General features: G+C 64.2%; 15 protein-coding genes. 8 read left to right on the top strand and 7 right to left on the bottom strand.

Annotated features, from left to right (window positions below):
• Positions 1-11 precede the first annotated feature (11 nt).
• On the bottom strand, positions 12-1,685 hold the full coding sequence (locus JN280_RS12190) for an aromatic/alkene/methane monooxygenase hydroxylase/oxygenase subunit alpha (protein ID WP_446720722.1): 1,674 nt from the start codon (positions 1,683-1,685) through the stop codon (positions 12-14).
• 553 nt (positions 1,686-2,238) lie between these two features.
• Between JN280_RS12190 and JN280_RS12185 the strand changes: the two genes are divergently transcribed.
• The gene (locus JN280_RS12185) at positions 2,239-2,715 is read left to right on the top strand and encodes a hypothetical protein (RefSeq protein ID WP_202312478.1); all 477 of its coding nucleotides are present in this window, start codon (positions 2,239-2,241) and stop codon (positions 2,713-2,715) included.
• 8 nt (positions 2,716-2,723) lie between these two features.
• Here the strand turns inward: JN280_RS12185 and JN280_RS12180 are convergent, their stop codons facing one another.
• Positions 2,724-2,981, bottom strand: a complete 258-nt coding sequence (locus JN280_RS12180; protein WP_202312476.1) for a hypothetical protein — start codon at positions 2,979-2,981, stop codon at positions 2,724-2,726.
• A 74-nt stretch (positions 2,982-3,055) separates the two neighbouring features.
• Between JN280_RS12180 and JN280_RS12175 the strand changes: the two genes are divergently transcribed.
• Genes JN280_RS12175 through JN280_RS12165 form a run of 3 tightly spaced genes read left to right on the top strand, consistent with a single transcriptional unit; the run spans position 3,056 to position 4,694 of the window.
• Positions 3,056-3,379 carry a hypothetical protein gene (locus tag JN280_RS12175; protein WP_202312474.1) on the top strand — a complete coding sequence of 108 codons (324 nt, stop codon included), beginning with the start codon at positions 3,056-3,058 and terminating at the stop codon, positions 3,377-3,379.
• Entirely contained in the window at positions 3,376-4,500 is a 1,125-nt protein-coding gene (locus tag JN280_RS12170; RefSeq protein ID WP_202312472.1) for a WD40 repeat domain-containing protein, read from the top strand. The genes JN280_RS12175 and JN280_RS12170 overlap by 4 nt, the downstream gene beginning before the upstream one ends.
• A 20-nt stretch (positions 4,501-4,520) precedes the next feature.
• Entirely contained in the window at positions 4,521-4,694 is a 174-nt protein-coding gene (locus JN280_RS12165) for a hypothetical protein (protein WP_202312470.1), read from the top strand.
• Positions 4,695-4,719: 25 nt separating this feature from the next.
• Here JN280_RS12165 and JN280_RS12160 read toward each other — a convergent pair whose 3' ends face one another.
• Both JN280_RS12160 and JN280_RS12155 read right to left on the bottom strand, forming a co-directional pair.
• The gene (locus tag JN280_RS12160) at positions 4,720-4,956 is read right to left on the bottom strand and encodes a ribbon-helix-helix domain-containing protein (protein WP_342216184.1); all 237 of its coding nucleotides are present in this window, start codon (positions 4,954-4,956) and stop codon (positions 4,720-4,722) included.
• A gap of 207 nt (positions 4,957-5,163) precedes the next feature.
• Complete coding sequence (locus tag JN280_RS12155; RefSeq protein ID WP_202312466.1) at positions 5,164-6,216, bottom strand: NAD(P)-dependent alcohol dehydrogenase; 1,053 nt, start codon at positions 6,214-6,216, stop codon at positions 5,164-5,166.
• 229 nt (positions 6,217-6,445) lie between these two features.
• On the opposite strand from JN280_RS12155, the gene JN280_RS12150 reads away from it, so the two are divergent.
• Positions 6,446-8,302: a sigma-54-dependent Fis family transcriptional regulator gene (locus JN280_RS12150; protein ID WP_202312464.1), complete on the top strand. Its 1,857-nt coding sequence runs from the start codon at positions 6,446-6,448 to the stop codon at positions 8,300-8,302.
• Between the two features lie 82 nt (positions 8,303-8,384).
• On the top strand, positions 8,385-8,780 hold the full coding sequence (locus tag JN280_RS12145; RefSeq protein WP_202312462.1) for a VOC family protein: 396 nt from the start codon (positions 8,385-8,387) through the stop codon (positions 8,778-8,780).
• Positions 8,781-8,892: 112 nt separating this feature from the next.
• Here JN280_RS12145 and JN280_RS12140 read toward each other — a convergent pair whose 3' ends face one another.
• Together JN280_RS12140 and JN280_RS12135 are read right to left on the bottom strand one after the other, a co-directional pair.
• Positions 8,893-9,297: a baeRF12 domain-containing protein gene (locus JN280_RS12140; protein WP_202312460.1), complete on the bottom strand. Its 405-nt coding sequence runs from the start codon at positions 9,295-9,297 to the stop codon at positions 8,893-8,895.
• Positions 9,298-9,588: 291 nt separating this feature from the next.
• A complete protein-coding gene (locus JN280_RS12135; RefSeq protein ID WP_202312450.1) occupies positions 9,589-10,080 on the bottom strand; it encodes a MarR family winged helix-turn-helix transcriptional regulator in 492 nt (163 codons plus the stop codon).
• 334 nt (positions 10,081-10,414) lie between these two features.
• Here JN280_RS12135 and JN280_RS12130 point away from each other — a divergent pair, with 334 nt between their 5' ends.
• Together JN280_RS12130 and JN280_RS12125 are read left to right on the top strand one after the other, a co-directional pair.
• Entirely contained in the window at positions 10,415-11,566 is a 1,152-nt protein-coding gene (locus tag JN280_RS12130) for an acyl-CoA dehydrogenase family protein (RefSeq protein WP_202312449.1), read from the top strand.
• Between the two features lie 110 nt (positions 11,567-11,676).
• Complete coding sequence (locus JN280_RS12125; RefSeq protein ID WP_202312448.1) at positions 11,677-12,192, top strand: flavin reductase; 516 nt, start codon at positions 11,677-11,679, stop codon at positions 12,190-12,192.
• On the opposite strand, the gene JN280_RS12120 is transcribed toward JN280_RS12125, so the two are convergent.
• A complete protein-coding gene (locus JN280_RS12120; protein ID WP_202312447.1) occupies positions 12,193-12,552 on the bottom strand; it encodes a hypothetical protein in 360 nt (119 codons plus the stop codon).
• Between the last annotated feature and the right edge of the window lie 42 nt (positions 12,553-12,594).

Raw genomic sequence — 12,594 nt, 5'->3', positions numbered from 1 at the left:
CCGCCTGGCCGTCAGTTGAACGGCGAGATGGTGAAGCCCGCGCGGTATTCGGCGAGGTGCTTCTCCCGGTCTGCCGGGCTCATTTCGCGCAGCAGCGTCAGCGGCGACTGAAGGGTGTGCCCGCGAACGTCATCGAGGGTCCACATTTCCTTGTTGTCGAAGCGCAGGTGCGGCTGCGGGACCAGGGTCTTGCCATCGGAGCGGACGAAGTTGAGGTCCTTGATCGCGTCGGCGAGATCCCAGCCGTGGTAGAGCGTCTCCCACTCACGCTTGCCGCTGAAGCGTCCCATCGCCGGCGTCGGACGGCCCTGGTATTCGTCGGAGAACGCCTCGACGGCGGTCCAGCGATCGAGCTCGTGGGCAAAGGTGTAGAGCTTGCCGTCGATTTCGTCGGTCACCATGTCCTCTCGGATGAGGCACGGCACCAGGCAGCTCCAGCAGCGGTGCGGATAGACGTAGCCGACGTCTTCGTTGAAGGTGATGATCTTCTCGCCGCGATGGCTGAGCTTGTCATACCACTTCCAGAAATCGCCGAACTGGGCGTACCAGCCCGGGTATTTCTGCTCGAACCACTCGAAGTCCTGCTCGCGCTGGGCCTCGATGCGCCAGAAATTCACCGGCCAGCCGACCGCGAAGAACTGAGCGACCTTGTGGACATAGAGCTTCTCGGTGAGGCGCTTCCAGGCGGTCTGGACGTCGTCGTGGTGGATCTTGATGCCGTATTTTTCGAGCGGCAGCATGTAGGTGCGGTAGTAGTCCTCGAAGATCCAGCGGTGCCACATCTCCGCGTAGGACTCCTTGTTCTTGTCGCGGTTGGTGGTGCCGTATTCGATGAAGGTGCCGATCGCGGCGTCCACGATGGCGTGGTTCTGCCAGAAGGCGTAGCGCAGGTCGCGTTCGAGCAGCAGGTGGTTTTCCGGCTCCTTGAGCGCCGCCATCAGCAGCGAGTGGCCATTGCCGATGTGGCGGCTTTCATCCGACTGCACCGAGAGGAAAACGGTCGGCAGCGCGTAGTCGCCGTTGCGGGCGGCTTCTGAAGGCATGGCGACGAACAGCGTGTTGGTGAAGGCGGTTTCGGCAACGACCGTGAGGTACATGCAGGCCGCGGTCATCGTGTCGCCGGTGATGAAGCCTTCGCCGAACTGGCGCCCGATGGTCGTGGCGTAGCACTTGCCGAAGGCTTCCTCGGTGATGTCGAAGCCGGCCGGATCGATGTAGTTCTCCATGTACCATTTCTTCAGGTTCATCTGGATGGTCGAGTGGCGGAACTCGTCGACCATCTGCATGGTGAAGCCGGTACGCAGATCCTCGCCGGGGGCCAGGCGCGCGACCATCGCCATCGAACGGGCTGCGGAGATCTCAGGGAACGGGATGATGGCGAGGAAGAGCTTCATCCATTCCACCCAGCGCGGCTCGACATTGCGGAACATGTCGCCGCGCAGCGCGGCATCGAGCGCGCCGTAGACGCGGTTGTCCTTCTCCTCCTGCATCGGGAAATAGGACCGCAGGACCTGCTTCATCGGGTCGCGCGGCGCCTTGGTGATCTTGTAGTCCGTCGGAAACGTCATCGCTTCCTGCACGTAGGTCGGATTCCAACCGAGGTCGGAAATCTTCTTGGTCGCCTCGCCGACGGAAATTCCCCGCTGCGAAGTAATCTTGTTGAGCGTCAAAGACGTCATATCCATAAGCCTCCACTGGATTGCGCCGCGGGCCCCATGACCCCGGCAGGAAGCGGCACACATCACCGCCAGTTGAAGTTCGAGCGGCGCGCCGAAGGGTGGCGCCGTCAGGCGCGACCCGTGGCCAGCCGTTCAAGTGGATCACGGCAAAGGTGTCGGAAGAGCCCTTCGGCTGCCCGCCGACTCGGCCCGCATCGCTGGCGCGCCGTCGAACGGACCGACCGAAAAACCTGTCTCCTCCATTCCTTCGTTCTTGTGGCACCGCGTCGATGCGCGGCGGGCTTCTTATACGAAGGGATGAAGCAAGGGTCGTGCCAACTCGACCAAACGCTTGTCGTACCGCCAAATCGCGGCCCCGTGACAATCGGCAAAGGACCGTTGCGGCAAAATTGTAACGTTCCTTTACATTCGTAATTTACAAATGTAACTGTATTTATATTTCGCTCCTGCAACATTTCTTCTTAGCATTTGCACAAAAAGCAATGATCGACACCAATTGATATTTGGAGTATCTACCCGGTACCGCGAGCGTGGCTCGCCGCCTCATCTGGAAATGACCATGACCGACAAGGATGGACTGCCGCCTCAGCCCGCCCAGCCGCATGACTGGAGCCAGGATGTGACGACCGACCTGGTGCGCCTGATGCCGCGCGACCTGATCTTCACGATGCGGTTCCTGGGCGAGAGCCAGCACCGTCTGCAGCGCCACTTCCAGGACTTCATCGAAGCCGAGATGGCCTCTGGCGGCATGACCCGGCAAACCCATCCGATGATTCATGCCTTCATCGAGCGCCACGCCATCGTGTTGCGCGACTTCGTCTTTTCAGGCGTCTCGCTGTCGCGCCAATTCCATGTCGACGAGATCGAGAAACTGCTGGGCGACGCCACCTCGCTGCTGCGCGTCGACATCTGGGACGACCTCAAGAGCCATATCGAGGCAGCGGAAAGGCAATTCAGATCACAGGTTCCCGGCCTGCCCCACCTGCTTTCCGCCTGGGAGACCTCGACGCCGGCCTCCGCGGAGGACGGCCAGTGAGAGCCCGCTCAGTGTCGCAAGCCAGCGCCCCGCCATGCGCCAAGGATCGACGCCGGGCTTTCGCGCAGCGCCCTGTGCGCATCCGCCATCAGCCTTTCCGTCACATCCGGATCGAGCGCGGCAAGTGCGGCCTGCGCTTCAGCCGTCGCACCCGCATCGCTCGCCACGCGATCGACCGCAGTGAAGCATGGATGGTCGCGCCCCAATCGGCGTTCGATCGCCGCGGCGAGGGCGCTGAAGAACTGCTTGCCGATCATATCGAACATCGCGGCGTCGCCTCATCTTTGGCTGCAAAGCACAGCCTGCCTCTGCAGACGTGCCCTGACGATAGGGGTTCGCGATGAGCGATCAAGCCTCCTCGGTCGATCTTCTCGAACGCCGCCTGACCCTGGTCGGCGAAATCTCGGCATTCAACGCACAAGCGTTGAGACTCGTCCAGATGCTCGCCGGAGCCGAGATGGAGATGCTGCGGCTCGAACTCGAAGCCGCCAAAACGGGCGCCCGCACGGAACTGGTGCAAGACTTGCATGAGGCTGAAGAGCACGCCGCGGCAATCCAGGTCCGGCTGGGCGAATGCAACGACCGGATCGCCGAAGTCGAACAGGAAGTCACCGAGATCGACCGCCTGCTTGCAATGGCGCCGGACGGGAGGAAGAACACATGAATCAGCAATCGATCCGCAACCTTACGCTTTTCGATCTTCTGGCGCGCAGTTGGCAGCGTCCTTCAGCCATCGCCGGAATATGTTTCAGCATCGACGGCTCGGCCGTGGGGTTCGCGGAGGCCGACGGCAGCGTCGCCATCGCGCCGACCGTCGATGCCGAGCCGCCGGAAGCACGTATCAGGGTCAGCGCCGACCTCGGCCAGACGACGATCAGGCCGCGAAAAGAGTCGCCGGCTCCGATCATCTCCGCCGCAATTCGCCGCGATCGCGGCGCCCCGCTGGCGACCCATCGCGAGTCGGGATTCGTCTGCGGCGGCGCAACCGGCGACGTGCTCAGCCTCAGCCGCTCCGGGGAGGTGGAATGCACGCTGTTCAGGACGGAAGGTCCGGTTGTCGCGGTCGAGCATTCGCCGCGAACCGGCATCATCGCCGCGACGGATGGCGACCAGCTCTATTTGTCACGCGGACGAGGAGAGATCGCCCGGTACGGGCGCGGCCCGGACTCTCGGATCGAGGCGCTCGCCATATCTCCGGACGGGAGCCGGATTGCCGCCTCCTATGCCGATGGTCTGTCGGTCTGGCGACTGGAAGGATCGGCTGCGGCGCCGCAGGAAATCGGCCTGCCCTCGCGCCCCCACACGTTACGCTGGAATGCGCAGGGCAAGACGCTTGCCTGCAGCCTGGAGAGCGGCGGGTTCGGTCTGGTCGACCTGGAGTGCGGACGGGTCGAAACCTTCGGTGACTTCCCCGCCCCGGTGCGCATGCTGGCCTGGAGTGGTCCCGCGAATGCGGTCGTCGCATCCGGCGCGTTCCGCGTCGCGGCCTGGTCCATGAAGCCGTCGCCAGGCGTCGACGACCATGGCGCGCTTGTCACCGGGCGCCCCGGCTTGGTGCTGGTGGAGGCGGTAGCGGCGCATCCGAAACGGGAGATGGTGGCGGCCGGCTACGCCAATGGCCAGGTCGTGATCGCCCAGATCGGCCGGCGCGACGAGATGCCGGTCAGGGCATCGGGCAGAGCGATCACCGCGCTTGCCTGGTCACCGGACGGCAGACACCTCGCAGTCGGAGACGCGGGCGGCACTGCCGCGATCGTCACCTTCCCGCCGCAAATATTCAAGTAGCCCGCAGTCAGGAGGAGACAATGCAGACGCAACTCACCGCCGAAGAACAGAGCAAGGACGAGTTCTTCCAGCAACTCGCAAAGCTGTCCGAGCAGATGGTGGCCAAGCATGGCAAGGATTTCAGCATGGGTGCGCTGGTATTGGCCGCGCGCTGGATCGCCGAAAACCGGATTGGCGAGGCCAGGTCGAACTAGCCGATGCAGCGATATTGCGGCGGGCTCAAGCCGGAGCCTGCCGCCCGGCCCGCTCCGACTGATGGAGCAGGCAGACCGTCCGCAACATGGAGGCGAGGTTCGACACGCCGTCATGCAATTCGATCGCCTCGTCATGCAATGCCGAGATGAACTTGGAGGTCGACAGGCCTTCGCCGCGAGCGATCTCGTCGAGCACGCTCCAGAATGCGGATTCCAGCCGGATGCTGGTGGAATGACCGGCGATCCGAAGCGAGCGACTCACCGGCTGGAACCGCCGCGGGTCCTGTGTCGCCAAGACGCGGCACATATCCGTCCCTCCCATCTGCGTCATCCTCCCGGGTTCTCGTCTCCAAACGCCCCCGCGGCACCCGTCGCCAGACGCTGTTGCAACGTCGCCCCGCCGCCGGAGCCGCCGCCAGCGAGACGGCTCGACACCCAGCGAGACTGTCGGCCTCGCTGGGGCGCGCGCCTAGGGAACAAGCACGGCGCGGCCGTGGATCCTTCCGTTGTTGAGATCGTGCAGCGCCCGGTTGGCGTCGGCGAGCCGGTATTCGACCGTCGTCAGGTCGACCAGGCCGCGATCAGCCAGCGCCATCAGTTCGACCAGTTCGGCCCATGTGCCGACCAGGTTGCCGATGATGTTCTTCTCGGTGATCACCATGTCCACGGTCGGCACGCGGATGTCCTCGCCATAGCCGACGACATAGTAGCTGCCCATCGGCCGCGTCATGGCGAGGCCCTTGGCGGTGGTGCCACGCTCGCCGACGAAGTCTATCACCGCTTCCGCGCCCTGGCCGTCGGTCAGCGACAGTACCGCCTCGACCTCGTTGCCGTCGGCCATGACCCGACTGTCCGCCCCGATCTTGGCTGCGAGCGCCAGCGAAGCTTCGGACTTGTCGACGACGATGACGTCGGCCGCGCACATCGCCTTGAGACACTGGACGGCGATGTGGCCGAGGCCGCCGGCGCCGATGACGACGCAGCTCTCGCCCGGCAAGAGGTGGCGCGTCGCCTTCTTGACTGCGCGATAGGCTGTCAGGCCGGCATCGGCATAGGGCGCGACTTCCTTGGGCGCCAGCGTCCTGGGCAGCGGTACGATGTTGCGTTCGGAGGTGCACAGATACTCGGCATATCCACCGTTGCAGTCGAGCCCGGGGAACGTGCCTGGGCCATGCATGTCGAAGCCGCGGCGGCAGGCCAGGCACGTGCCGCCCGAGATCTTGGGATGGACTATGACCGGATCGCCAACCTTGATGCCTTCGACCTCCTTGCCCACGGCTTCGACCCAGCCGGCATTTTCATGCCCCATGATCAGCGGCAGCAATCCGTTGCCGTCTGGGTCCATATGCGGGCGCCAGACGCCCTCGATGATATGCAGGTCCGTGCGACACACGCCGGCGCCGCCGATGCGCACAATGACGTCGGTCGACTTGGTGATCTTCGGGTCGGGCACATCCTGGAGCGACACCCATTGGTCGGCCTTCAGGCTGTCGTCGTAGCTGGTCAGAACCTGCGCTTTCATCGTTCTCTCCCTTGCGGCCGGGGGCCTCGATCCGGCCTTCATCCCATTGTTTCGCAAGCCACGTGCCAACCAAGGAAAATTAATAGAATCAAATATTTGATTGATACGGACCGACAGGCGCCTGTTCGGCGGCTGAACGGTCGCGCGAAAGAACTGTTCAGTTTGTGGCTATCGCGGATCCATTGTCCTGGCCGGGTTTTTCGGCCCGCAAACGCGCTTGGGAGGAACCATGCAGCACCTGTCCGGAATTGATCGAGCCCGAGCAGCGCTGGAACGCGGCGACCGCGTTCCAGCCGGCGCACTGTCGCCGGCCGTCGCCGAAAGCTGGCAGCGCTGCCGCGACCTCGGCCTTGATCCACGCGCCACGCCGCAGGGCAGCGTGATCGCGTTCGCCGATGTCAACCGCCGGCGGCAAGCCAATGCCGCGCTCCGCCGTCTGGCGCTCGCCGAAATGCAGCTCTTGCACACGCAGATCGCGGGTTCGAACTTCATGATCGCACTCGGTGATGCCGACGGCGTGGTGCTCGACACGATCAGCGACCAGCGTTTCGCGGAAAGTGCGGCAGGCCGCTCCATCATTCCCGGCAGCGTCTGGAACGAGAGCGAACGCGGCACCAACGCACTCGGCCTCGCCGCCTTGCGGCGCGAGCCAACCGCCATCTACGGTCGGGAACACTATTTCTCCTGTCACGGTCACCTGAGCTGCATGGCCGCACCGATCCTCGATGCCGCCGGCCGGACACTGGGACTGCTCGACGCTTCCTGCTCCGAGGAGGCCCGTCAGCAGCACACCCATGCGCTGGTGAGGATGGCAGCCGCGCAGATCGAGAACGGCCTGATCTTCCAGGAGCGCTCCCGGAATTTCATCTTCGCCTTCCATCCGCGTATGGAATTTCTCGACACGCTGTCAGCCGGTCTCGTTGCCGTCTCCCGGGACGGCGAGGTCCTGTCGCTCAACCGCCAGGGGGCCAATCTGCTGGCCGGGCTGCCGACTGCGCTCGGGGTCCATTTCGACGCGCTCTTCGACGCCGGCTTCGGCTCGACGATGGACGGGCTTCTCAATGGCGGCGTCATCCGCATACGCGATCGCGCCGGCAGCGGGGTGTTCATGGTCTGTCGCCAGATCGGCCGACGCAGCATCGCCGAAACACGGCATCCGGCGGGCGCGCAGCCGGCACTGATTGGATCGCCCGACGCACCGGACTTCGTTTGCGACGATCCCCTCCTCAAGCGGCAGATGGCCGATCTCGCCGAAGCCACGGCCCTGCGCATGCCGGTTCACATCACGGGCGAGACCGGCACCGGCAAGGAATTGATGGCTCGCCATGTCCACGGGCTCAGCGGCCGCAAGGGCGAATTCGTGGCGCTCAATTGCGGCGCGGTGCCCGAAGCGCTTTTCATCGCCGAGATATTCGGCCATGAGCGCGGCGCCTACACCAATGCGCGCGCCGAGGGTGCGCCAGGCCTCGCCCGCGCTGCCGATCGTGGCACGCTGTTTCTCGACGAGGTCGCCGACATTCCACCGGCCGCGCAAACGGCTCTCCTGCGTTTCCTGGACAGCATGGAGGTGCGCGCGGTCGGCGGACAGAAGACGCACAAGGTCGATGTGCAGATTGTCTCTGCAACCAACCGGAACCTCGAGGAGATGGTTGCGGCGCGAGAATTCCGTGCCGATCTGCTCTACCGGCTCAACGCTTACACAGTTCGCCTGCCGCCGCTGCGGTCCAGATCGGACTTCGCCATGATCGTCCAGCATCTCATGCAGAAGATCGCGCCGGGCAAGGCGATCACCGATGCCGCGATCGCGCGGCTGTCGCAGCGCAACTGGCCGGGCAACATCCGCGAGCTTCATTCGGTCCTGCAGCGCGCGCTGGTGCGACGACACCTCGATTTTGTCGACGAGGCGTCGTTTGCGGACTGCGAGGAGGTGCCCCACGACAGTTGCGACGATTGCCGCGACCATCCCATGAGCCGACACCGGTGTCGCGAGATCAGAAGCACGTTTCGCGCCTCGGGCGCGAACGTCTCGAAGACCGCCCGGCTGCTTGGCCTCTCCCGCACCACCGTCTACAAGCACGTCCGATGAGCGGCCGGTAGCAGGATACCACCCAGCCGACCCCGGCCCGGGCATGATCCGGGCTCTGCCCGAAACGCCCGAAGAGGAAACCATGGCCAAGGCAATACACAGCATGATCCGGGTGCTCGACGAAAAGCGGTCACTCGATTTCTACGAGCGCGCCTTCGGGCTGTCGGTCGCGGCACGTTTTGAGTTCGACAGTTTCACCCTCGTCTATCTCAGCAACGCCGAGGCCGACTTCGAGATTGAACTCACCATCAACAAGGGGCGCACCGAGCCCTATTCGCTAGGCGACGGCCACGGGCACATCGCCTTCTGTACCGACGATCTCGACGCCGAACACGCCCGTTTCACCGAGGCCGGCCTGGCCCCGCGCAAGGTGGTCGAACTTGACCGGGACGGCGTTCTGCTTGCCCGCTTCTTCTTCGTCGCCGACCCCGACGGCTATCAGATCGAGGTGTTGCAGCGGCACGGCCGTTACCGATAGCCGCACCGGGCACTGCCAGACGCTGTAACCATCTCCAAGGCCACGGGTGGCCATACGGCCGCGGCGTCCCGCTCAGGTCGCCCTCCCCCATCGGACCCGAACGGGCGCCGGTTCAAGCCTTGGTCAGCGTGGCTTCGATCGCTTCGACGCCATGACCGGCGAGGTCCTTGGCGAGCTCGCCGACCAGCCGCGACCTGAGCTCGGCATGATAGTGCCGGCGCATTTCGCCGAGCGTCCTCGGATCGGCGATCACGAAGAGCGGCCCGACGGCTCCTGCCAGCACCTGCTGGTTGAGATGGTCGGTTGCGACTGCGGCAAAGCCGTCCTCGCTCTGGCGCGTGTCGTCGGGATTGGCGGCGCTGCTCCTGTGACGCAGCCCGGATCCGGCGTTGACGGCCGCCAGCTCCGGCGTCTCGACGGCAACCAGCCTGACATGCGGCTCGGCCGCCTTGTTGCGGAACAGGCGCAGCCTCTCTCCGTCGGCTACGGCAACGGTCGCATCGTTCGGCAGTATCATTCGTCTTCTCCTGGTCGTAGCGGGTTCGAAATCCGCGCCTTGCTTTCGGCCATCCCGCCGGCGGTCGCCTTGATCCGCATCAAATGCCCCCGCCGGTGCGGCGGAGCGTTGCAGCCGAAGCATGGTATGTGGGAACGAGCGAATCCGCCGGGCCCTCGCGGGCCGGCTGCCGGCAGTTCCGCTTCGGCGACGGAAATAGCCGCCGAAAGCGCCCGGAAGGATTTCGACAGCGTTGCGCGCTCCCGGAACGGAAAAAGGCTTCGGACGGCAGGGCCGTCCCGATGTCCCGTCTTATCCGGCATCGTCCGGTTCGGGGCCACTGTCCGACATCGCCGTCAGCCTCATAGCGACGCGATCCAGTATCTTGTTGAGCCGCTCGCGATCGGCTTTCGATACGTCGCTGAATGACGCCTCGAGTATCTTCTGGGCAACGGCTCTCGCGAACACCGCCTGGCGGCGGCCTTCTTCCGTGAGGCTCACCTGGGTGATACGCGCATCGCTCGCGCTGACCTGCGTCTTGACCAGTCCTTCAGCCGCCATCTTCTGGACGACCTTGGTGGTGGTGTTCAGGCGGAGAATGGCAAAATCCGCGATTTCGGATACGCCAAGGCTGCCATATTCGTAGAGTGACGACAGGACGCGCCAGCGCGACAGGTTGATGCCTTGCGGCTTGAGCTGCTGTTCCAGGACAAGTGCATACTGGGCATTGACCCGGCTGATCCAATAGTAGGGCCAGTCGCGCATCGGCGGAAAAGACCGGGTGTTCTTCTTGTCGTCCTGCATCCAGACATCCGCCCGCGGGATAAAGACATGCGCAAAATCAAGAATCTACAGCATGCCGCATGAATCCTTTTTCACGCGGCATGCTGTAGGCCGGCACCTCTGGCATGAAGTCGGAAGACGGTCAACGTGTCGGACCGGCAGCCGATCGGCCCCGGTGATTTGGTCGGGCGCAGCCGTTTCAACGGCGATCTTCACCCCACTCGCAGATGACACTCGAAGCCTCCCAATACAGTAAAATTCCTCTAATCGCGACTTGACGTCATGGCAAATTTACGTGAAAATTACCGTAATTTGAGGACTACCGGTTCCGATTGCTGCCCAGGGAGGAAACAGCATGCTTCACGGATCGACGGCGCCGCATCTGAAGAATCCGACGATCATTCCGTTGCTCGACGAGATCCGGGAGCGCCGGGACGAATTCGAGAAACTGACCTATGTCCCCCCGGACATCGTGCGGAAGCTCCAGTCTGCCGGCATCTATCGCGCCTTCGTTCCCAGGGAACTCGGCGGCGACGAGCTCTCGCCGGGCGAATTTCTCGAGACGATCGAACTGCTGTCGACCGCCGACGCGTCCACGGGATGGGTCGCGAGCTTCGGCGTGTCGACCATCTATCTGGCGGCGCTGCCGCCGGATGTCTTTAACGAGATCTATCGCAAGGATCCCGATACGGTCTTCGCCGGCGCGATCTTTCCGCCGCAGCGCGCCGAAAGGGTGACCGGCGGCTTCAAGGTCTCGGGCCGCTGGCCCTACTGCTCCGGCTGCATGGGCGCATCGCTGATCGGCGCCGGCATCAGCATCGAGGACGAAGGCAAGCCTTCAGGCCTGCCCCGCATGGCGGTGATGCCGCGCCAGAGCATCTCCATCCGCCACACATGGGAGACCGTCGGTCTCGTCGCCACCGGCAGCCATGACATCGTGGCCGACGGCGTTGTCGTTCCCGAAAGCTGGACATTCGTGCGCGGGTCGAAACCGCAGCTCGACCATGCGATCTTCCGTTTCCCGTCCATGGCGCTGGCAGCGCAGGTGCTGGCCGTCGTCGGCCTCGGCACGGCGCGCGAGGCGCTCGACTGGCTGCATCGCGAGGCGCTCGAGAAGCCCTCGATCACCGGCGCTCCGACCATTGGCGCGCGCCCCTATATCCAGGCCGAGCTCGGCAAGGCGGAAGCCCGGCTGCGCAGCGCGCGGGCGTTCTTCTACGAAACGATCGACAACAGCTGGCAGCGCGTTCTCGCCGGAGACGAGATCGGCCATCAGGAGCGCGTCATGCTCCGGTTGGCGGCAACGCAGGCCGCGCAGGAGGGTGCGGCAGTGGCCCAGATGGCGTTCTTCATGGGCGGCAGCAGCGCCATCCAGCGCGGCCATGTGCTGGCGCGTTGCATGATCGATGCAGCCTCCGTCGCGCAGCACGCATTCCTCGGGACCGGGACCTGGACATCCGCGGGGGCCGGAATGTTGGCGCAGCCGACGCCGGCCGGCTATCCCTGACGCGCCTGCGGCAAAGGGCGTGCAGCGGTTCCGGAATCGCACAGGATCAAGGAAATGGAGCATTCCCGCGGATCGGGGAAAGCGGCAATGCTCCCGGGAGGAGAACGATCATGAACAACGAGAGCGCGCTTCGATTTCGACAGGGCATGAGCCGTCTCGGCGCAGCCGTCAACATCATCACGTCGGAAGGGCCGGAAGGGCGTCACGGCATGACGGCCTCGGCGGTCTGTTCGATCACGGACACGCCCCCGACTCTGCTTGTCTGCGTCAATCGCGACAACCGGTCCCATGACGTCTTCAACGGCAATGGAAACCTGTGCGTGAACGTGCTTGCGGGGCGCCATACCCGCCTTTCCGATGCCTTTGCAGGGCGGGAGGGAGAGGATCGCTTCGCCGCAGGCGAGTGGATCAGGCTCGCTACCGGCGCTCCGGTTCTCGCCGACGCCGTTGCCGCCTTCGATTGCCGCATCGTCGAAAGACGCGCCATCGGCAGCCACTCGGTCTTCTACGCCCGGGTGGAATCGGTCCTGCTTGCCGACGGGCCGGCAGAGACCTTGATCTGGTTCGACCGCAAGTACCATCCGATGGTGGCGGGAAGCGACGGCCGGCCGCTTCCCGCCTCCTGATCAAAGCTCCGGGATCTGGAGCGCGCGGCCCATGCGTGCTTCGACGCGCATGTAGCGCCACAGGCGGTGCTCGCCCACTTCGATCGTGCGAAACAGGTTGCAGGCTGCCTTGACCGTTTCGCGGTCGGGGCAATCGGCCATGATGTAGCAGGTCCAGGGGAAGCCTGTCGGCGACGTTCCAACCATCGTCTCGTCGTCGTCGAGCGTCCCGAGCACGGTGACTCCCGGCAGCGCCGCGATGCCCTTCATCATGGCCTCGAAACCCTTCCACACCATGCCGATCTGGTCGAAGGGGAGATCGAAGAAATTCTGATGCACCGCGATGCAGAAGAGCGTCCGGATCGGTTTTGCTTCACTCATGGCCTGTTCCCATTCCTCTTTCAGATGAGCCAGGCATGTCTT

The sequence above is a fragment of the Mesorhizobium sp. L-8-10 genome (genome assembly GCF_016756635.1).
GTDB lineage: Bacteria > Pseudomonadota > Alphaproteobacteria > Rhizobiales > Rhizobiaceae.
This window is presented reverse-complemented; position numbering and strand designations above follow the sequence as displayed.